The sequence below is a fragment of the Pseudomonas sp. CH61 genome (assembly GCF_059429415.1).
Genome location: NZ_CM182098.1, coordinates 4,943,537 through 4,963,203 on the forward strand (window position 1 = coordinate 4,943,537; position 19,667 = coordinate 4,963,203).

The window sequence follows — 19,667 nt, forward strand, 5'->3', positions numbered from 1 at the left end:
TCGGCGTAAACTGGCAGAACACCGCGGTCGGTCCTCCGGGAGAGGGAGCCGGTCTCGGTCGCTTTCAAATCCTGAGTTCAGCTCTATATTTCAGGTCGGCGTAGATCAGTAGAGCGAATCGGTCAGTCCCCTCTCCCTCTGGGAGTGTATGTACCGGACACATGGTGGACAGGTGTTCGGAGACATGGTGGACACATTTTAATAGACACATTGCTCATCGCGAAGGAGATGGCCTGTGTCTTGGGAAGAGGTGTCCACCGTGCAGCTTCGTACAGAATTCGTGCTTTTGGCTCGGCAAGAAGGGGTCAATGTTCGGCAGCTTTGCCGCCGATTCAACATCAGCCCAAGCACTGCCTACAAATGGCTCAGCAGGTTTGAAACCTCAGGTGCAGAGGGATTGATCAATCAGTCTCGAAGACCAAAGACATCACCCAAACGCTGCGCTGACGAGGTTGAGCAGCAGATACTGACCGTGAGTCAGGAGTACGCAGTTTGGGGCGCTCGTAAGCTCAAGCGCGTGCTGGAAGACAGCGGCGCAGTGATGCCTTCGGTCAGCACCGTGCATGCGGTTTTACAGCGTCATTCGCGCGTTGATCCAAAGACTGCTGAGATTAAACCGTTTATCCGGTTCGAGCATGAAGCGCCCAATGATCTTTGGCAGATGGACTTCAAGGGCCATATCAGCCTGAACCACGGACGTTGCCATCCGCTGACGATACTGGACGATCACTCGCGGTTCTCACTGTGCATCGCCGCGTGTGCCAATGAGCAGCGCCAAACCGTCCAGGAGCAACTAATGCGGGCCTTTCGGCTCTACGGTCTGCCTCTGCGCATGACGATGGACAACGGTTCGCCATGGGGTGACCAAACCGGCGTTTATACCGCGCTGGAGGTCTGGCTGATGAGCCAGGGCATCAAGGTCGGCCACTCCCGACCTTATCATCCGCAAACCCAGGGAAAGCTAGAGCGCTTCCACCGCAGCCTGAAAAGGGAAGTTCTGCAAGGCCAGCTCTTCATCGATCTGGACGACGCACAACGGGCGTTTGATATCTGGCGTGATATTTACAACCAGAAGCGCCCGCATCAAGCACTGGACATGCAGGTTCCTGCGACTCGATACAGCAGCAGCCCACGGGAATATCAGGAACAACCGGCAGCGCCAGAATACGACGATGGGGATGTGGTCAGGAAGGTTCAGGTGAAGGGCGAGATCTACTGGGGTAACCGTGAATACACCGTCGGAAAGGCGTTTTACGGGAGGTCAGTGGCTATCCGGGAGACGACGGAGGACGGCATCCACGATGTCTACTGGAGTAGACATCGTATCGCCCGAATCGACTTGAACTTGCAGATCGTAACGGCAGGTAAGAAGATCTAAAACCGTCCACCATGTCTCCGAACATGTGTCCACCATGTGTCCGGTACATACAGGGAGAGGGCTAGGGTGAGGGCTTTCTAACTGGCTCGCCGCTCAATCCCATGCTTACGCAGCTTTCTATAAAGGGTATTGCGGCTAACCCCAAGCTGCTCAGCCGTATGCGTCATATGCCACCGCGTCTGCTCCAGAGTTTTAAGCAGGGCAATCCGCTCGGCGTCTGCCAGTGGGTGTTCGCCAGACTCGGCTGACGGAAGGACTGGACGCCCCTGCCGAATCATCACCGGCAAATCCTCCACCCCGATCCGCCCCTCATCACACAACGCCGCCAGCGTGCGCAGCACATTGCGTAACTGCCGCACATTGCCCGGCCAATTGAACGCCAGCAACGCCTCACGCGCCGGCTCGTCGATCACTATCGTTTCACCGCCCGCCTCCTCGGCCAGCAGAAAATCCAGCAACTGCGATTTATCACTGCGCGCGCGTAATGCCGGCAACCCCACTTCCAGCCCATTGAGCCGGTAATACAAATCCTCGCGAAAGCTGCCATCCGCTACCCGCTCCAGCAGATTGCGGTGGGTGGCACTGATGATCCGCACGTTGACCGACTCCGGCTCACCGCCGATCGGCACCACTTGGCGATCCTCCAACACGCGCAACAGACGAGTCTGCAAGGCCAGCGGCATATCGCCGATTTCATCGAGGAACAACGTGCCGCCATCGGCCTGCTGCAACTTGCCGCGCATGCCATCCTTGCGTGCGCCGGTGAAACTGCCGCCGCGATAGCCGAACAGTTCGCTCTCGATCAGACTTTCCGGAATCGCCGCGCAGTTGAGCGCAACGAAGGCTTTGTTCGAACGCTGGCTGGCCTGATGCACAGCCTTGGCGAAGGCCTCCTTGCCGGAGCCGGTTTCGCCGTTGATCAACAACGGCACATCACGTTCGAAAACGCGTAAGGCTTTGCGGAAGTCGGCCTGCAACGCCTCGTCACCGAGGCAGATGCCCGACAGGCGCGGCGCCTCAGCGACCACCGGTGTCGATACCCTCGGTACAGGTTTACGCGATTCCCCGCGCAACACCGCAAACAAATGCCTCCCGTCACGAGTGCGCAGCGGCCAACTGGCACTGGCATTGGCACTCGCGCGGCCAAGCAATTCATCCAGCGAACAGTCGAAAAACGCCTCCACCGGTTTCCCCAGCAAGCCGCCACGAATATGCCCGAGCAAATTCAGTGCACTCTGGTTGACCGCGCTGATCCGCCCTTCGCCGTCAAACGCCAGCAGCCCTTCGCTGAACAGCCCGACGGACTCGGCCTGCAGATGAAAGCGCAGCAACCATTGATTATCGAAACAGCGCAGGAAGTAGCAACTCTCGATCATCTTCGCCGAGAGGTTGACCAGCGCCATGGTGTGGAACTGGCTTTGCCGCGAGACGTCATGGCGCGCCGAAGAGACGTCGAGCACCGCCAGCAGTTCGCCATGCGGGTCGAATACCGGGCTCGCCGAACAGGTCAGGCCGGTGTGGCGACCGCGAAAGTGTTCATCCTGATGAATGGTCAGCGCCTGACGTTCGACCAGGCAGGTGCCGATGCCGTTGGTGCCTTCGCAGGCTTCGCTCCAGTCCGCACCGAGCCAGAGGCCGGCGCGCTCGAAGATCTTGCGTTCGGCGGGCGCGGTGACGCAGTTGAGGATCACCCCGCGCGCATCGGTCAGCAGCACCGCGTGGCCGGCGCCGGAGAGTTGTTGATGCAGGCTGCTCATTTCATTGCCGGCGATCTGTAGAACCTGCTGCAGACGTTCGCGGCTTTCCAGTACCCTGCCGTGTTCGAGCACAGTCGGCGCCATGCTCAGCGCCGGGTCGAGGTGGTAGTCCTCCAGACAGCGCAGCCACGAACGGGCAATCGACGGATCGGCACCGGGCCCGTGCAGGTGCGGTTTGCCCTGGGTAGCAGTGAGAACCTGTTGGGCATGGCGACTCAAATGGTTGTCGTGCATTTCTTATTGTTCTCCCCGAGGCTCGACGGCCCAATGCTGAGGTGACGCCCAGCATCCCCCAGCCACCGACGCATTGCAATGCTGGCGAGACTGCCCGGTCACTAGCTGTGCCAAAAGCGGTACAAACTGTCACCCCATCTGTACCGAAACCGTCACAGGCAAAATCCGCTCGTCCGACAAAAACCAGCCAAGCCCTTGATTTACCTGCCCTGCACGGCAGTGGCCCGACCTTTGCTCTACGCTTATAGCAAGCGCACTTGCGCGTTTCTCTAATAAGTACAAAGCCAAGGAGAACATCATCATGCGTTACGCTCACCCCGGTACTGAAGGCGCCAAAGTCTCGTTCAAAGCCAAGTACGGTAACTACATCGGCGGCGAGTTCGTCGCGCCTGTCAAAGGTCAGTACTTCACCAATACCTCGCCAGTGAATGGCCAGCCGATTGCCGAATTCCCCCGCTCCACTGCCGAAGACATCGACAAGGCACTGGACGCCGCCCACGCCGCTGCCGACGCGTGGGGCGCGACCTCCGTGCAGGCGCGCTCGCTGATCCTGCTGAAAATCGCCGACCGCATCGAAGCCAACCTTGAACTGCTGGCGATCACCGAAACCTGGGACAACGGCAAAGCCATCCGCGAAACCCTCAACGCCGACATCCCGCTGGCCGCCGACCATTTCCGCTACTTCGCTGGCTGCCTGCGCGCCCAGGAAGGCAGCGCTGCCGAAATCGACGGCAACACCGTGGCCTATCACATCCATGAACCGCTGGGCGTGGTCGGCCAGATCATCCCGTGGAACTTTCCGATCCTGATGGCCGCGTGGAAACTCGCTCCGGCGCTGGCGGCGGGCAACTGCGTGGTGCTCAAGCCTGCCGAGCAGACCCCGCTGGGCATTACCGTGTTGCTGGAACTGATCGGTGATTTGCTGCCGCCAGGCGTGCTGAACATTGTCCAGGGCTATGGCAAAGAAGCCGGCGAAGCGCTGGCCACCAGCAAACGCATCGCCAAGATCGCCTTCACCGGCTCGACCCCGGTCGGCTCGCACATCATGAAATGCGCGGCCGAGAACATCATTCCGTCGACCGTGGAACTGGGCGGCAAATCGCCGAACATCTTCTTCGAAGACATCATGCAGGCCGAGCCGACCTTCATTGAAAAAGCCGCTGAAGGTCTGGTGCTGGCGTTCTTCAACCAGGGCGAAGTCTGCACCTGCCCATCCCGTGCGCTGGTGCAGGAATCGATCTACGACGAGTTCATGGCCGTCGTCATGAAGAAAGTCCTGCAAATCAAACGTGGTGATCCGCTGGACACCGACACCATGGTCGGCGCGCAGGCGTCCGAGCAGCAATTCGACAAAATCCTTTCGTACCTGGAAATTGCCAAGGGCGAAGGCGCCGAGCTGCTGACCGGTGGCAAGGTGGAAAAACTCGAGGGCAATCTGTCGACCGGTTATTACATCCAGCCGACCCTGCTCAAGGGCACCAACAAGATGCGCGTGTTCCAGGAAGAAATCTTTGGCCCGGTGGTGAGCATCACCACGTTCAAGGACGAAGCCGAAGCACTGGCCATTGCCAACGACACCGAGTTCGGCCTCGGCGCCGGCCTGTGGACCCGCGACATCAACCGCGCCTACCGCATGGGCCGCGCGATCAAGGCTGGCCGTGTGTGGACCAACTGCTACCACCTGTACCCGGCGCATGCCGCGTTTGGCGGGTACAAGAAGTCTGGCGTGGGCCGTGAGACGCACAAGATGATGCTAGATCACTATCAGCAGACGAAAAACCTGCTGGTGAGCTACGACATCAATCCGTTGGGCTTCTTCTAAAACCTTCGGGCGACTCAGATATTTCTGTGTCGCCCGCTCAACCGCTTTCGCGAGCAGGCTCGCTCCCACAAGGGAGTTGTGCCGCACCACATACACAGGCTCGCCACAAATCCACTGTGGGAGCGAGCCTGCTCGCGAAGGCGTCCTGTCTGACACACCATCAATGGCCTGGCCGCTCTGGCACGGCCCTTGCGTACCCGTCATTCAGGTTTTGCGTGAAAACTGCCGCTGCGTGAACAGCATCCATCCACCTCAACCGCGCCACCCGAAAGTCCAACAGATCGAACAATAAAAACCAGAGAGGACTTATGACTTCCACCACACAGCTCAAACCCACACTCGGCACCTTGCACCTGTGGGGCATTGCCGTCGGCCTGGTGATTTCCGGCGAATACTTCGGCTGGAGTTACGGCTGGGGCACCGCCGGCACCCTCGGTTTTCTGGTCACGGCGCTGATGGTCGCGACCATGTACACCTGCTTCATCTTCAGCTTCACGGAATTGACCACCGCCATCCCACACGCTGGCGGGCCGTTTGCCTACAGCCGTCGGGCGTTCGGCGAAAAAGGCGGATTGATCGCCGGCATCGCCACGCTGATCGAGTTCGTCTTTGCGCCACCAGCGATTGCCATGGCCATCGGTGCCTATCTGAATGTGCAATACCCGGAGCTTGATCCGAAGATTGCCGCCGTCGGTGCCTATTTCGTGTTCATGACCCTGAACATCCTTGGTGTCAGCATCGCCGCGACTTTCGAACTGGTGGTCACCGTGCTCGCCGTTGCCGAGTTGCTGGTATTCATGGGCGTGGTTGCCCCGGGCTTCAGCTTCAGCAATTTCGTGCTCAACGGCTGGTCGGGCGCCAACGAATTCACCCTCGGTTCGATTCCGGGGATCTTCGCGGCGATACCGTTTGCGATCTGGTTCTTTCTCGCCATCGAGGGTGCCGCCATGGCCGCCGAAGAGGCGAAAGACCCGAAACGCACGATTCCCAAGGCCTACGTCAGCGGCATTCTGACCCTGGTGTTCCTCGCTATCGGCGTAATGGTCATGGCCGGCGGCGTCGGCGACTGGCGTCAGCTGTCGAACATCAACGATCCGCTGCCGCAAGCAATGAAAGCCGTGGTTGGCAACAACTCGACGTGGATGCACATGCTGGTGTGGATCGGTCTGTTCGGGCTGGTGGCGAGCTTCCACGGGATCATTCTCGGCTACTCGCGTCAGTTCTTCGCCCTCGCCCGTGCCGGTTACTTGCCTAAAGGACTGGCCAAGCTGTCGCGTTTCCAGACCCCGCACCGGGCGATTCTGGCTGGTGGCGTGATCGGTATTGCGGCGATTTACAGCGACGGCCTGGTCAATCTGCAAGGCATGACCCTGACGGCGGCGATGATCACCATGTCGGTGTTCGGCGCGATCGTGATGTACATCATCAGCATGCTCAGCCTGTTCAGACTGCGTAAGACCGAGCCGAACCTGGAGCGCACCTTCCGTGCGCCGGGCTATCCGGTGGTGCCGGCGATTGCGCTGTTTCTGGCGCTGGTGTGTCTGGTGGCGATGGCGTGGTTCAACACGCTGATCGGCTGTGTGTTCCTTGGTTTCATGGCCGCCGGTTACCTGTATTTCCAGCTGACCGCCAAGCAACGCGCCGAAGCGCCGGCAGACGCTATGCTCGAAGGTATCTAGCTGCACCGGCACCGGGCCTTTCGCCCGGTGCCCGCTATATAGAAGTGCATGAAGATCCAATGTGGGAGCGAGCCTGCTCGCGAAAGCGGAGTATCAGTCGACAACTGTTTTGAATGTCGGTCCGCTTTCGCGAGCAGGCTCGCTCCCACAGGGAACTGAGTTATCCACAGAATCAGGAGGACACCGCCCCATGGCCGCATTCGCCCATTCCGTCGGCGCCCAGACCTATCGCTTCGACAGCCTCAAGGACGTCATGGCCAAAGCCAGCCCGGCGCGTTCCGGGGACTTTCTCGCAGGCGTCGCCGCCCTAAACGACGGCGAACGCGTGGCCGCGCAAATGGCGCTGGCCGACATTCCGCTCACGCATTTCCTGCAAGAAGCGCTGATTCCCTATGAGGCCGATGAAGTCACCCGGCTGATCATCGACACCCACGACAAACAAGCCTTTGCCGTGGTCAGCCACCTCACCGTCGGCGGTTTCCGCGACTGGTTACTCAGCGACGCCGCCGATGAAACCAGCCTGCGCAATCTCGCCCCCGGCCTGACGCCGGAAATGGTCGCCGCCGTGTCGAAAATCATGCGCGTGCAGGATCTGGTGCTGGTGGCGCAAAAGATCCGTGTCGTGACGAAATTTCGCGGCACCCTTGGCCTGCCCGGACGCCTGTCGACACGCCTGCAACCCAATCATCCAACCGACGAGCCGTCCGGCATCGCCGCGAGCATTCTCGACGGCCTGCTCTACGGTAATGGCGACGCGATGATCGGCATCAACCCGGCCACCGACAGCCTCGCTTCGATCTGCGCAATGCTGGAAATGCTCGACGCGATCATTCAGCGCTACGACATCCCGACTCAGGCCTGCGTGCTGACCCACGTCACCACCTCCATCGAGGCAATCAACCGTGGCGTGCCGCTGGACCTGGTGTTCCAGTCGATTGCCGGCACCGAAGCGGCCAACGCCAGCTTCGGCATCAACCTGAATATCTTGCAGGAAGGCTATGACGCCGGTCTGAGCCTGAATCGCGGCACTCTTGGGCAAAATCTAATGTATTTCGAAACCGGCCAGGGCAGCGCTCTGTCGGCCAACGCTCATCACGGTGTCGATCAACAAACCTGCGAGACCCGGGCCTACGCCGTAGCACGGCATTTCAAACCGTTTTTGGTGAACACGGTCGTAGGATTTATCGGCCCGGAGTACCTGTACAACGGCAAACAGATCATCCGCGCCGGCCTCGAAGATCACTTCTGCGGCAAGCTGCTCGGCGTGCCGATGGGCTGCGATATCTGCTACACCAACCACGCCGAAGCCGATCAGGACGACATGGACACCCTGCTGACGTTGCTCGGTGTCGCCGGGATCAACTTCATCATGGGCATCCCCGGCTCCGACGACATCATGCTCAATTACCAGACCACGTCGTTCCATGACGCGCTCTATGCCAGGCAGACCCTGGGCCTGAAACCGGCGCCGGAGTTCGAGCAGTGGCTGGCCAACATGGGCATCTTCACCCAAGCGGATGGCAAGGTTCGCTTCGGTAACAACTTGCCGCCGGCCTTCCGCCAAGCGCTGGCGCAACTGGGATGAGTCACATGGAAAAACCACCCATCGACCCGCAGAACCCTTGGCTGCAACTGCGTCGCCTGACCCCTGCACGGATCGCCCTCGGCCGCACCGGCACCAGCCTGCCGACCAACGCGCAGCTGGACTTCCAGTTTGCCCACGCGCAGGCACGTGATGCCGTGCACTTGCCGTTCGATCACGCCGGGCTCAGCGCGCAACTCGGTGAGCACGGGCGCGAAAGCCTGCTGCTGCACAGTGCCGCCGTAGACCGAAACAGCTATCTGCAACGTCCGGATCTGGGGCGCAAGCTCAGCGATGAATCAGCGCAGGCCTTGCGCGAATACGCTGCGGCGCATCCCGGCGGTGTCGATCTGGCAATTGTCGTGGCCGACGGCCTGTCGGCACTGGCGGTGCATCGGCATACCTTGCCGTTTCTCACGCGCTTGGAAGAACAGATGAGCGCCGACGGCTGGTCGATGGCGCCCGTTGTCCTGGTGGAACAGGGCCGCGTCGCGGTCGGTGATGAAATCGGCCAATTGCTCGGCGCGAAAATGCTGGTGATGCTGATTGGCGAACGTCCGGGACTCAGTTCACCGGACAGTCTCGGTTTATATTTCACCTACAATCCAAAGATCGGCCTGACCGATGCCTATCGCAATTGCATCTCCAATGTGCGGCTCGAAGGTTTGAGCTACGGCATGGCGGCGCACCGCTTGCTCTATCTGATGCGCGAAGCCTGTCGGCGGCAGTTGTCGGGGGTCAACCTGAAGGACGAAGCACAGGTTCAAACGCTGGAATCGGACGCTGGTGTAGATATGAAAGGCAATTTCCTACTCGATCCGCCCACAACCTGAACCGTTTCCGCATTGCGTTTCTGCGACGGTTTCAGGCAGGATCGATGCACGGCCGCACGGGTTTCCCATCGCCGTCAGAGCAGTTGAAGACAGCCACTTGAAGACGAGACCTATCATGCGGATTATTCAAGCGACCCTCGAACATCTGGATTTGTTGACTCCGTTGTTCGTCAAATATCGCGAGTTCTACGGTTCCCTGCCTTACCCGGATTCCTCCCGCGCCTTCCTCGAAAAACGCCTGCGCCGCAAGGAATCGGTGATCTATCTGGCGCTGGCCGATGATGATGACAAGAAACTGATGGGCTTCTGCCAGCTCTACCCGAGCTTCTCCTCGTTGTCGCTCAAGCGTGTGTGGATCCTCAACGACATCTATGTCGCTGAAGATGCGCGCCGCCAACTGGTCGCCGACAACCTGATCCGCACCGCGAAGAAAATGGCCAAGGAAACCCAGGCCGTGCGCATGCGCGTCTCCACCAGCAGCAATAACGAAGTGGCGCAGAAAACCTATGAGTCCATCGGGTTCAAGGAAGACACCGAGTTCAAGAACTACGTGCTGCCGATCAGCGAAGAACTCTGACTGCAAATGCAACGTGTGATGAGGGAGCCCGCTCCCTCAGGCACCCCGAATGCTTCCTGACAATTGTTCACACCTCGACATCCCTCGCTACAAAACCAACGCGCTTTTCATCCTTCAGACCGTATAATCCCGATCTTTCCGGCTTGTAAGAAAAACTACACCCCGCTGTAGGCTTACACGAAGTCATCCGCACAGGCCTGCCGAGTCGGGCCGTCAAACAGGTGCCCCCATGGATTTCAACCCGCTCGACCTTATCCTGCATCTCGATGTGTACCTCGATTTGCTGGTGAACAACTATGGGCCATGGATCTACGCCATCCTGTTTCTGGTGATTTTCTGTGAAACCGGTCTGGTGGTGATGCCATTCCTCCCGGGTGACTCGTTGCTGTTCATTGCCGGCGCCGTTGCGGCTGGTGGTGGCATGGACCCGGTGCTGTTGGGCGGCTTGCTGATGCTCGCGGCGATCCTGGGCGACAGCACCAACTACGTGATCGGACGAACGGCCGGAGAAAAACTGTTCAGCAACCCGAACTCGAAAATCTTCCGTCGCGATTACCTGCAAAAAACCCACGATTTCTATGACAAACACGGCGGCAAGACCGTAACGCTGGCGCGCTTCCTGCCGATCATCCGTACCTTCGCGCCGTTCGTCGCCGGTGTGGCGAAGATGCCATACCCGCGCTTCTTCGGTTTCAGCGTGCTGGGCACCATCCTCTGGGTCGGCGGTCTGGTCACGCTGGGCTACTTCTTCGGCAACGTACCGTTCATCAAGAAAAACCTGTCGTTGCTGGTGGTGGCAATCATTCTGTTGTCGCTGGTGCCGATGATCCTCGGTGTGGTTCGCAGCCGTTTCGGCGGCACCAAAGCGCAATCGCACTAAGCCGATGTGGTCGCTGAGCGCCTGGCGTCGTCAGCGTATTCTGGCGAAGCACCCGATTGCTGACGACATGTGGCAACGGGTGCGCCATCACCTGAGCTTTCTTGACGGCATCAGTGCAGCCGAAGACCAGTGGCTGCGCGAAGCCTGCGTACTGTTCCTCGAAGACAAACACCTGAGCGCCCTGCCCGGCGTCGAACTGCATCAGGAACAACGCCTGCTGCTCGCCGCCCAGGCACAATTGCCCCTGCTCAACCTGGGCGATCTGAACTGGTATCAGGGTTTCCACGAAATCGTGCTCTACCCCGACGACTTTCTCAGCCCGCAACGTCATCGTGACGCCAGCGGTGTCGAGCATGAGTGGGACGGCGAACACAGCGGCGAAGCGTGGCAGCAGGGGCCGATCATCCTCGCCTGGCCCGGCGTCATGGCCAGTGGTGGCTGGGAAGGCTACAACCTGGTGATCCACGAACTGGCGCACAAACTCGACATGCTCAACGGCGACGCCAATGGCCTGCCACCGCTGCATGCCGACATGCGCGTCAGCGACTGGGCAATCGTTATGCAAAAGGCTTACGACGATCTCAACCGCCAGCTCGACCATGACCCGGACGCCGAAACTGCCATCGATCCCTACGCCGCCGAGAACCCGGCGGAGTTCTTTGCGGTCACCAGCGAATATTTCTTCAGCGCCCCGGATCTGCTGCATGAGGCCTATCCACAGGTGTATGCGCAGTTGCAGCTTTTCTACCGCCAGGACCCGTTGAGCCGGTTGCGGCAACTTCAGGCCTCAGACCCGGTCTATCAGGCGCACGACTAAGCTCTGCACGACTTTCGGTACATGGCGTCGACGGCAGAATATGCCTATAATCGCCGCCACTTTTTGGTCAATCCGGCCAAGTGTTTTTGGTCAACTACGGGGGCAACGCCCAATGAGCTACAGCAAGATTCCGGCTGGCAAAGACCTGCCGAACGACATCTACGTCGCGATCGAGATCCCGGCCAACCACGCGCCGATCAAATACGAAATCGACAAAGACAGCGATTGCCTGTTCGTTGACCGTTTCATGGCCACCCCAATGTTCTACCCGGCCAACTACGGTTACATCCCGAACACCCTGGCTGACGACGGTGATCCCCTCGACGTGCTGGTTGTGACCCCTTACCCGGTTGCGCCAGGCTCGGTGATCCGCGCCCGCCCAGTCGGCATCCTGAACATGACCGACGACGGCGGCGGCGATGCCAAAGTCATCGCAGTGCCACACGACAAGCTGTCCCAGCTGTACGTCGATGTGAAGGAATACACCGACCTGCCGCCACTGCTGATCCAGCAGATCGAGCACTTCTTCGCGAACTACAAAGATCTCGAAAAAGGCAAATGGGTCAAGATCGAAGGCTGGGCCGGTGCAGACGCCGCTCGCGAAGCGATCACCAAGTCGGTTGCCGCCTACAAAGGCTAAGCACCTGCGCTATGCGTGAGGCTTGAAGAAAACCCCGGTTGATCCGGGGTTTTTTGTGCTCGGGAAAAGCTGTCTTAAACAGAGTGTTTATCGAGGACTACAGAAAAGTTTTAGCCTGTGTAATTTCCCACAAGAACGTCTTACATCCCGTCGCAAAATTCAGCCCGTTTTTGAACGTCCGGTTTATTCAAACCGCTCTGGCACGGCCGTAGACTCCGTGTTTATGAGAAAGAACACTAGCGGTCCAAGATTCAAGGCACTCCTGGAAGCTGCGAACATCTCGACGACGGGTTTCGCAAAGTTCTGGGGCACGGAAGCCCAAAATGTCCACAACTGGTACACCCGGGGCGTCCCGGCGTATCGCATGGAAGAAGTCTCACGCCTGCTGTCCGTCAACAGCGAATGGCTGAAAACCGGCCAAGGCACAAAAGAGCTGCCAAGCCTGACTCCGCCGGCCAGCAACGGCGACAGCTTTGACGCCCACGATCCACAGGGCGCCTACCGATTCATCCATCCCAATGACATCGAGCTGGCCTTCTTCAAAGAAACACCACAGACCAACGGCTCCGACAAAACCCACGTCATTCAGGACCCGGACCTGTCCATCCGCCTGCTGCGTGCACAGGTTGATCAACTGGAGATCCGCCCTGCCGATGCCATCTGCGCGCACATGATCGGCAACAGCATGGCCGAACGCATCGAGGACGGTTCCGTTGTCGCCATCGATCGCGGCCTGACCCAAGTCGTCGACGGCGAGATCTACGCTATCGAACACGACGGCATGCTGCGCATCAAATACCTGCACCGCATGCCCGGCAACGGCCTGCGCCTGCGCAGCCACAACAGCGCCGAATACCCGGACGAAGTGTTCCGCCCGGCGCAGATCGAGGAGCAACGCATACATATATTGGGCTGGGTATTCTGGTGGTCGACGGTGAGCAAGCGGCGGCCGGTGGTGCCGTTTCTCTGACTTGATGCAGTTCTTCGAGTCTGCACTGAACCCTGTGGGAGCGAGCCTGCTCGCGAAGAGGCCCGGACAATCGGTACAAATCGCGGATTTCTAGCGTAGAAGTCGCTCTAAACCGCACTTCAGGCTGGGAATCCCAAGCAAAACTCAGTATCCTGCGCCCCACATTTGCGCATCGACCCGCCCCGCGGCTCAGACAGCGCCCGACGCGGCAGACCAACGTCTGACCAAGTCCCACAGCCGGACGCAGATCCGGATGTACGTTTTGAAGGCTGGCGCGGTTTACCAAAAATAGACCAAGCCAGTCCCCGAGAAGCCGGCCACAAGCCGGCTTTTTAATGCCTGTGAGAAAGTGAACCAGCCAGATATTCGACATATGTGCGAACCGAGACATAGCGACTTACGTTTTCACGCAAACAGTGCTTACTCTCCAAGGCATCCTCAGCGAGCGTTAATTTATACTCGCCCGCCGGTTAGTTAAAAACCTTCAGCAAAGGGATGCGCCTATGTCCGTTCCAACCTACGATCAGTTCATCGAGCCGATCCTTCGTTTTCTCGCCACAAAACCCGAGGGTGCGATTGCTCGGGACGCTCACGAAGCGGCAGCAAAAACACTGCAACTGACCGAAGCACAGCGCGAAGAATTGATCGCCAGTGGTCAGGCTACCTACAAAAACCGTTCAGGTTGGGCGCACGATCGACTCAAACGTGCCGGTCTTTCCAGCAGTGCCAAACGCGGGTACTGGAAATTGACCGATGCAGGCGCTCAGTACACCAAGGAGCATGCATTTCCACTGTCGGCCAAGGACGTGGAGCATTTGGCAATCGGCTACATGAATGTGAAGCTGAAGGTCGCGCCTGATGCTGAACCACTAGACGACCAACCAAACATTGAGCCAGACCTGACCTCCGCCACCGAAAGCCCTGACGACCGACTGGAGCGAGCGCTAAAGGAATTGCGCGATGCCACGGCGGCGGACCTTTTGGACAACTTGCTGCAAGTTAGCCCCAACCGTTTCGAAGTGATCGTGCTGGATGTGCTTCATCGACTGGGGTATGGCGCCAGTCGCAATGATCTGCAACGTGTCGGCGGTTCCGGTGATGCGGGTATCGACGGCATTATCTCGCTCGATAAATTGGGGCTGGAGAAGGTTTATGTTCAGGCCAAACGCTGGCAAAACACGGTTGGCCGGCCTGAACTGCAGGCGTTCTACGGAGCACTCGCCGGGCAAAAAGCCAAGCGCGGCGTATTCATCACCACGTCTGGCTTTACCGCGCACGCTGTTGACTTCGCTAAATCGGTGGATGGCATTGTGTTGGTAGACGGAACGCGACTGGTGCATCTGATGATGGATCATGAGGTTGGCGTGACATCGCGCTTGTTGCGGTTGCCGACGCTGGATCGCGATTACTTTGATGATGAATAAGGTTGAAGTTGCTGCTGTTCGACCCTTCTAGCTAAGTCTCCACACTGGGCTTGTGGTCAAAAGTAGTAGCACACTAGAATCATAGCCACTGTTCTACCAACCCCCACGGATCGAGGGTTACATCAGCACGGGGCGAGGCTGGGACTGAATCCAGTTTAGGTTGATGTGCAGGTCAAGGAGACCACTATGTCGGATGTCAGAAACATCAGGGAACAGAAGCTTCTCTACCATCTCACTTCGGTTGAAAATCTGGATGGCATTTTCAAGGAGGGTCTTAAGCCACGCGCGAGTCTTTCCGGATTCACAGACGTAGCCGATGCTGAAATTTTAAAAAAGCGCCAACTTCAACAACTCGACAACTACGTTCCTTTCCATTGGTTTGCTGGAAACCCTTTTGAAGGGGCCGTCCAACGCCGCGAGCCGAAAGCCCAGTTCGTACTGATCTCGGTGTACAGGTCAACGGCCAAGCAAAACGGTTGGAAAATCGTCCCCCGCCACCCTTTGGCTGGCGACTCTATTCAGTTACTCGATTATGAGCAGGGATTTGAGGCGATCGAGTGGGACGTCATGAGTAGTCGCGAATACCAAGACCCACATTGCAAGAGCATCTGCATGGCGGAATGCCTAGCGCCCGGAATTGTTAAAACCGCTGAGTTCTTCAAAATCTTCACACCGAATGAAGAAGTAGATGCGCTTTGCTTGGCAAAGATGCAGGCGGCCGGTGTTAAGGTGCTCACGGGCGTGAACCAGAGAATGTTTTATCAATGAACTACACCAACCTGAATCCAGAGAAGGCTCTGATTTGGCGTATCGTCCATCGCGATAACCTGCCCTGGATTCTGGATAACGGTCTGCATTGCGCGAACTCGGAAGTACAGGCACCTCAGTACGTGAACATCGGCAACGTCGACTTGATCGACAAACGCCGTTCCCGCCAGGTGCCTATCGCACCCGAAGGCGTGCTGGCCGACTACGTGCCCTTCTACTTCACGCCCTTCTCGGTGATGATGCAGAACATTCATTCTGGCTGGAGCGTTCAGCAGCGCACCAACGACGAGATCGTCATTCTCGTTTCCAGCCTTTATCGCGTTGTAGAGCTGGGGCTACCGTTTGTCTTCACAAACGCACATGCCTACCCAGATTGGACAGACTATTACAGCGACCTGACGGATCTCGACCAGATCGATTGGTCTATCCTTCAACGGCGCGACTTCAAGCGCGATCCTGATGACCCTCGCAAAATGGAGCGTTATCAGGCTGAGGCGCTGATTCACCACCACTTACCGATTACGGGACTACTGGGCATCATGTGCCACACCGATGCAATGAAAGTACGCATAGAAGCAGACGTTGCCGCTAGAGGCCTGACGCTGCCAGTCCATGCGCGCCCCAAATGGTATTTCCAATGATCAGATTCACCCAAGGCAACCTGCTGGAAGCCAAAACCGAAGCCCTCGTCAACACGGTGAACACCGTGGGTGTGATGGGTAAAGGTATCGCGTTGATGTTCAAAGAACGCTTTGCGCAGAATTACCGTCTGTATGCAGCCGCGTGCAAGGCCGGTGAAGTAGAAACCGGCAAAATGCACGTGACGGCCACCGATGAACTCGATGGCCCGCGCTGGATCGTGAACTTCCCTACCAAACGTCATTGGCGCTCTCCGTCGCAAATGGCGTGGATTACCGAGGGTTTGCATGATCTGCGTCGTTTCTTGATAGAAAACGATGTGAAGTCTGTCTCTGTCCCGCCGCTAGGTGCTGGTAACGGTGGGCTGAAGTGGCCTGAAGTGCGTGAGCAAATTGTTGAGGTACTGGACGATCTGGACGTGGATGTATTGGTGTTCGAACCCTCCAATCAGTATCTGAATGTCGCTAAACGCAACGGAGTTGAGCAACTCACTCCGGCACGGGCGCTGATTGCAGAGCTGGTGCGACGTTATTGGGTTCTGGGGATGGAATGCAGCCTGCTCGAGATTCAGAAGCTGGCGTGGTTTCTTGAGCGTGCAATCGAAAAACTTCCTGGTACTGAGAACCCGCTGAATCTTAAATTCGTCGCCCATAAATTCGGACCGTACGCTAATCGATTGGAACATCTGCTCAACAATCTGGATGGCAGCTATCTGCATTGCGACAAGCGCATCAGTGATGCGGGAATCACCGATGTGATTTGGTTTGACCAGGATCGCAAAGCCTTTTTGCAGACCTACCTCAAGACTGAAGCCAAGGAATACTCCCAAGCGTTAGAACGCACGGCTGAGTTGATTGATGGCTTTGAATCACCTTTTGGCATGGAGTTGCTCGCGACTGTCGACTGGTTGCTGATTCAGGACGGCGTTGCGCCAACCGTTCCAGCTTTACGCGAAGCGCTGCTGAAGTGGGATGGTGGTTCCAGCGCTGCAGTGCGAAAAAACAAGCTATTTGACGATCAAGCTCTGGGGATCGCAATTGAGCGCCTTACTTCCAGCAGTTTCAGTCCCAACATAGCGGCCTGACGCCGGAGCGAAACAGGGCAATTGCTGCTGCACAATTGCCCCGCTGCCTGTCGCAATGGCTTAGGCAATCCTCAGGTCAATGCGCCAACACTTGCAAAACCCAACCCCCACAGTGCTAAATCCCGCCTTGTAACCACCCCTCTGTTTTTACCCGCATCCCCGACCCCGGCCGGATTCCGGTATTGAGCCTCACGGGAATCCATGGAATGGCCCTGCATATCCCGACCCTGCTGGTCGTTTCGGTCTTCGTCTTCTTTTTGATGGGGCTTTTGACGCTGCACGCCTGGTATCGCGAAACCCGCGAGCCGCCACTGGCGTACCTCGGCAGCATGATGCTGCTTGGCGCCTTGGGCGTGGTATTGGTCAGTTGGCGTGATCGAGGGGTCGACTTCATTCCCATTGTGTTCGGCAATGTTGTTCTATTGCTCAGTGCGGCGCTGAACTGGACGGCCATGCGCACGCTGGTCGGGCGCAGGCCGTCAGTGTCCGGCATTCTGGCTGGGGCGCTCGCCTGGCTGACCTTGTGCCTGATTCCCGCCTTCTACGAGTCGATGCCAAATCGGGTTTTGATCTACTCCTTGCTGGCATTCGGTTACGGCGTGATGACAACGCTAGAACTCTGGCGCAGCAGAAACACCCTGAACGTCGCGTTTATGCCGGCGCTGGTGCTGACCGTTCTGCACACGGTGTTCTACGCCGTTCGCAGTGCGACCGATGAAGGGCTGCCGGTGACAAAGGCGCTGCTGGGCAGTGGCGAGGGCGTGCCGTTTTTCTCGTTCATGCTGTTCGAGTCGATGCTGTATGTCATCGGCATTGCCTACATCACCCTGGCGATGGTCAAGGAACGTGCAGAGCTCAAGCTCAAAGCGGCGGCGTTCAGCGATCCGCTGACGGGCATTGGCAATCGTCGCGCGTTCATGATGAACGCCGGCCAGTTGCTTGCCGACAGTCAGCAACACGCGGAACCAGCGGCGTTATTGCTTTGTGATCTGGATAACTTCAAGCGTCTGAACGACACCTATGGCCATCCCGTTGGGGATCAGGCGTTGATCGCGTTCGGCCGGATCGTGGTCGAGAGCCTGCGCAAGGAAGATGTTTGCGGACGGATCGGCGGTGAGGAGTTTGCTTGCCTTCTCAGCGACTGCGACGAGCAGACTGCACTGGAGATTGCCGAGCGAATCCGCCGTTCCTTCTCGCAATTGTCGATTGTTGAGCCGGGTTTGCTCAGCGTCAGCATCGGCGTAGTAACCACCCGTGAATCCGGCTACGACTTGTCACGCCTGCTCTCGGAAGCGGATCAGGCGTTGTACGGCGCCAAGGATCAGGGGCGCAATCGTGTACAGACGTTGCGTTCGCTGTACCTGAGCCTTACCGATAATTAGTGCCCAGCCACCGACCATTTCAATAAGCCATTAGCACATCCGCCCTAATTGCCCCAGCCGGCACCCGCCACTAAATTTCCATTCTGTTTTTGTGCACTACAAAAGCGCCAAGGAATGGAGCAGCACCATGTCATCGTTTTTCAAACTGAGTAAATCCCTCGCTCTACTGACTGCCCTCTTGACTGCTACTTCAGTGTCAGCGGAAGAGCCGAACCCCGTCGGCGACTGGTGGATCATTTACGGCAACGGCGTCCCGCACAAGAACATCATGTATGTCGCCGACAGCACATCAGTGGTGCCGTCGACGCGTACCAAGGGCGCGCAAATGCTGGCGGTGACGCTGGTGTATGAAGAGCCGGGCAAGCCGATGATTGATGCCTATAACCTGGAAGTTCAGTGCAAGACAAACAAGCTGCGGTTTGTGAATGGCCAGTCGGTGGATCGAATTGCCTACCTGCTGCGGCACCTGAAAGTGAACGAGCAATGGCAGCAGCCGAAGGAGTTCTGGGTGCAGCGTGCCCTCGCTTTCGTTTGCTCCCCAGAGAAAAAAGACATGATCGCGGTGGGCAAGATGGAGCACTTGCAGATGATTCAGGGCATGCAGCAAATGTTCTTCAAACTGGCACCTATTCAGGAAAAAAGCCAGATGATGGACAACCTCGATTCGATACTGGGCAACAAGTAACAGCCTGACCTCTTAACGCTGCAGCGCGCTATTTCGTCTCGCACATGACACCGGGAGTCATGATGAATCAATGGACTAAGACGCTACTGACGCTGCTGATAACAGCCACAGTATCAATGGTGAATGGCTGCCACCTGATTGCGCAGTCGCGCTGGGAAGGACGGGATGTTCAGGAAGCACTCGATCTGTTCGGCAAACCTGACTCGATGAAAAAACAGACCGGTACCAACGGCGAAAATCTGGCCGTCCTGACCTGGTTCAAATCCTCCAGCTGGACAACTACTGAAGCGGCCGGTACTTCCATGAATAACACCGGCAACGGCATGGTGTACACCGAGTACTACGAGACGGTCGGGCATAGCTCTGACTGCAAACTGGAAGCCACCGTCAATAAAGCCAAAAAGATCGTACTGTTTCGGATCGAGGACGGAAAGATCATTCATGGCAAATGCATCAACGTTCCGTTCGTACCCGGTTACATTCCGCCCGGCTTCTAGTGCAACCCTGAGCAGGTAC

Annotated in this window: 18 protein-coding genes; 17 read left to right on the forward strand and 1 reads right to left on the reverse strand. The window is 57.8% G+C overall.

Annotated features, from left to right (window positions below; genetic code table 11):
* Window positions 1-235: 235 nt before the first annotated feature.
* A complete protein-coding gene (locus tag AC5SEM_RS22145) occupies window positions 236-1,378 on the forward strand; it encodes an IS481 family transposase (protein ID WP_495471001.1) in 1,143 nt (380 codons plus the stop codon).
* Between the two features lie 77 nt (window positions 1,379-1,455).
* Here the strand turns inward: AC5SEM_RS22145 and AC5SEM_RS22150 are convergent, their stop codons facing one another.
* Complete coding sequence (locus tag AC5SEM_RS22150) at window positions 1,456-3,369, reverse strand: sigma-54-dependent Fis family transcriptional regulator (RefSeq protein WP_495471277.1); 1,914 nt, start codon at window positions 3,367-3,369, stop codon at window positions 1,456-1,458.
* Between the two features lie 301 nt (window positions 3,370-3,670).
* Here AC5SEM_RS22150 and exaC point away from each other — a divergent pair, with 301 nt between their 5' ends.
* The 16 genes from exaC to AC5SEM_RS22230 all read left to right on the forward strand — a co-directional run bounded on the left by exaC (window position 3,671) and on the right by AC5SEM_RS22230 (window position 19,648).
* The gene (exaC, locus tag AC5SEM_RS22155) at window positions 3,671-5,191 is read left to right on the forward strand and encodes an acetaldehyde dehydrogenase ExaC (RefSeq protein WP_034153748.1); all 1,521 of its coding nucleotides are present in this window, start codon (window positions 3,671-3,673) and stop codon (window positions 5,189-5,191) included.
* A 308-nt stretch (window positions 5,192-5,499) separates the two neighbouring features.
* Window positions 5,500-6,870: an ethanolamine permease gene (gene eat / locus AC5SEM_RS22160; RefSeq protein ID WP_116029869.1), complete on the forward strand. Its 1,371-nt coding sequence runs from the start codon at window positions 5,500-5,502 to the stop codon at window positions 6,868-6,870.
* Between the two features lie 190 nt (window positions 6,871-7,060).
* Window positions 7,061-8,455 (forward strand): ethanolamine ammonia-lyase subunit EutB, encoded by a 1,395-nt coding sequence (locus tag AC5SEM_RS22165; RefSeq protein ID WP_495471278.1) that lies wholly within the window; start codon window positions 7,061-7,063, stop codon window positions 8,453-8,455.
* Window positions 8,452-9,285: an ethanolamine ammonia-lyase subunit EutC gene (gene eutC / locus AC5SEM_RS22170; protein WP_495471279.1), complete on the forward strand. Its 834-nt coding sequence runs from the start codon at window positions 8,452-8,454 to the stop codon at window positions 9,283-9,285. The genes AC5SEM_RS22165 and eutC overlap by 4 nt, the downstream gene beginning before the upstream one ends.
* A 115-nt stretch (window positions 9,286-9,400) precedes the next feature.
* Window positions 9,401-9,862 (forward strand): GNAT family N-acetyltransferase, encoded by a 462-nt coding sequence (locus AC5SEM_RS22175; protein ID WP_007910890.1) that lies wholly within the window; start codon window positions 9,401-9,403, stop codon window positions 9,860-9,862.
* Between the two features lie 229 nt (window positions 9,863-10,091).
* Window positions 10,092-10,742, forward strand: a complete 651-nt coding sequence (locus AC5SEM_RS22180; RefSeq protein ID WP_007910892.1) for a DedA family protein — start codon at window positions 10,092-10,094, stop codon at window positions 10,740-10,742.
* A 4-nt stretch (window positions 10,743-10,746) separates the two neighbouring features.
* Window positions 10,747-11,559 carry a M90 family metallopeptidase gene (locus AC5SEM_RS22185; protein WP_495471280.1) on the forward strand — a complete coding sequence of 271 codons (813 nt, stop codon included), beginning with the start codon at window positions 10,747-10,749 and terminating at the stop codon, window positions 11,557-11,559.
* Between the two features lie 112 nt (window positions 11,560-11,671).
* Window positions 11,672-12,199 (forward strand): inorganic diphosphatase, encoded by a 528-nt coding sequence (ppa, locus tag AC5SEM_RS22190; RefSeq protein WP_003205933.1) that lies wholly within the window; start codon window positions 11,672-11,674, stop codon window positions 12,197-12,199.
* 223 nt (window positions 12,200-12,422) lie between these two features.
* Complete coding sequence (locus AC5SEM_RS22195; RefSeq protein ID WP_077574688.1) at window positions 12,423-13,169, forward strand: S24 family peptidase; 747 nt, start codon at window positions 12,423-12,425, stop codon at window positions 13,167-13,169.
* 503 nt (window positions 13,170-13,672) lie between these two features.
* Entirely contained in the window at window positions 13,673-14,593 is a 921-nt protein-coding gene (locus tag AC5SEM_RS22200) for a restriction endonuclease (RefSeq protein ID WP_495471281.1), read from the forward strand.
* A gap of 186 nt (window positions 14,594-14,779) precedes the next feature.
* Complete coding sequence (locus AC5SEM_RS22205; protein WP_495471282.1) at window positions 14,780-15,361, forward strand: DarT ssDNA thymidine ADP-ribosyltransferase family protein; 582 nt, start codon at window positions 14,780-14,782, stop codon at window positions 15,359-15,361.
* Complete coding sequence (gene darT / locus AC5SEM_RS22210; protein ID WP_495471283.1) at window positions 15,358-16,002, forward strand: type II toxin-antitoxin system toxin DNA ADP-ribosyl transferase DarT; 645 nt, start codon at window positions 15,358-15,360, stop codon at window positions 16,000-16,002. Before AC5SEM_RS22205 ends, darT begins: the two co-directional genes overlap by 4 nt.
* Window positions 15,999-17,084: a type II toxin-antitoxin system antitoxin DNA ADP-ribosyl glycohydrolase DarG gene (gene darG / locus AC5SEM_RS22215; protein ID WP_495471284.1), complete on the forward strand. Its 1,086-nt coding sequence runs from the start codon at window positions 15,999-16,001 to the stop codon at window positions 17,082-17,084. The genes darT and darG overlap by 4 nt, the downstream gene beginning before the upstream one ends.
* 206 nt (window positions 17,085-17,290) lie before the next feature.
* Window positions 17,291-18,466, forward strand: coding sequence for a GGDEF domain-containing protein (locus AC5SEM_RS22220; RefSeq protein WP_495471285.1), 1,176 nt, complete (start codon window positions 17,291-17,293; stop codon window positions 18,464-18,466).
* Between the two features lie 127 nt (window positions 18,467-18,593).
* Complete coding sequence (locus AC5SEM_RS22225) at window positions 18,594-19,151, forward strand: hypothetical protein (protein WP_495471286.1); 558 nt, start codon at window positions 18,594-18,596, stop codon at window positions 19,149-19,151.
* Between the two features lie 62 nt (window positions 19,152-19,213).
* A complete protein-coding gene (locus tag AC5SEM_RS22230) occupies window positions 19,214-19,648 on the forward strand; it encodes a hypothetical protein (protein ID WP_495471287.1) in 435 nt (144 codons plus the stop codon).
* Window positions 19,649-19,667: the final 19 nt, after the last annotated feature.

Bases quoted from the DNA above. Each gene is read 5' to 3' on its own strand.
- AC5SEM_RS22185 (WP_495471280.1), top strand. From the start codon at position 10,747: ATGTGGTCGCTGAGCGCCTGGCGTCGTCAGCGTATTCTGGCGAAGCAC.
- AC5SEM_RS22175 (WP_007910890.1), top strand. From the start codon at position 9,401: ATGCGGATTATTCAAGCGACCCTCGAACATCTGGATTTGTTGACTCCG.
- AC5SEM_RS22165 (WP_495471278.1), top strand. From the start codon at position 7,061: ATGGCCGCATTCGCCCATTCCGTCGGCGCCCAGACCTATCGCTTCGAC.
- AC5SEM_RS22225 (WP_495471286.1), top strand. From the start codon at position 18,594: ATGTCATCGTTTTTCAAACTGAGTAAATCCCTCGCTCTACTGACTGCC.
- AC5SEM_RS22200 (WP_495471281.1), top strand. From the start codon at position 13,673: ATGTCCGTTCCAACCTACGATCAGTTCATCGAGCCGATCCTTCGTTTT.
- darG (WP_495471284.1), top strand. From the start codon at position 15,999: ATGATCAGATTCACCCAAGGCAACCTGCTGGAAGCCAAAACCGAAGCC.
- AC5SEM_RS22195 (WP_077574688.1), top strand. From the start codon at position 12,423: ATGAGAAAGAACACTAGCGGTCCAAGATTCAAGGCACTCCTGGAAGCT.
- AC5SEM_RS22230 (WP_495471287.1), top strand. From the start codon at position 19,214: ATGAATCAATGGACTAAGACGCTACTGACGCTGCTGATAACAGCCACA.
- darT (WP_495471283.1), top strand. From the start codon at position 15,358: ATGAACTACACCAACCTGAATCCAGAGAAGGCTCTGATTTGGCGTATC.
- ppa (WP_003205933.1), top strand. From the start codon at position 11,672: ATGAGCTACAGCAAGATTCCGGCTGGCAAAGACCTGCCGAACGACATC.
- AC5SEM_RS22180 (WP_007910892.1), top strand. From the start codon at position 10,092: ATGGATTTCAACCCGCTCGACCTTATCCTGCATCTCGATGTGTACCTC.
- AC5SEM_RS22150 (WP_495471277.1), bottom strand. From the start codon at position 3,369: ATGCACGACAACCATTTGAGTCGCCATGCCCAACAGGTTCTCACTGCT.
- exaC (WP_034153748.1), top strand. From the start codon at position 3,671: ATGCGTTACGCTCACCCCGGTACTGAAGGCGCCAAAGTCTCGTTCAAA.
- eutC (WP_495471279.1), top strand. From the start codon at position 8,452: ATGAGTCACATGGAAAAACCACCCATCGACCCGCAGAACCCTTGGCTG.
- AC5SEM_RS22220 (WP_495471285.1), top strand. From the start codon at position 17,291: ATGGCCCTGCATATCCCGACCCTGCTGGTCGTTTCGGTCTTCGTCTTC.
- eat (WP_116029869.1), top strand. From the start codon at position 5,500: ATGACTTCCACCACACAGCTCAAACCCACACTCGGCACCTTGCACCTG.
- AC5SEM_RS22205 (WP_495471282.1), top strand. From the start codon at position 14,780: ATGTCGGATGTCAGAAACATCAGGGAACAGAAGCTTCTCTACCATCTC.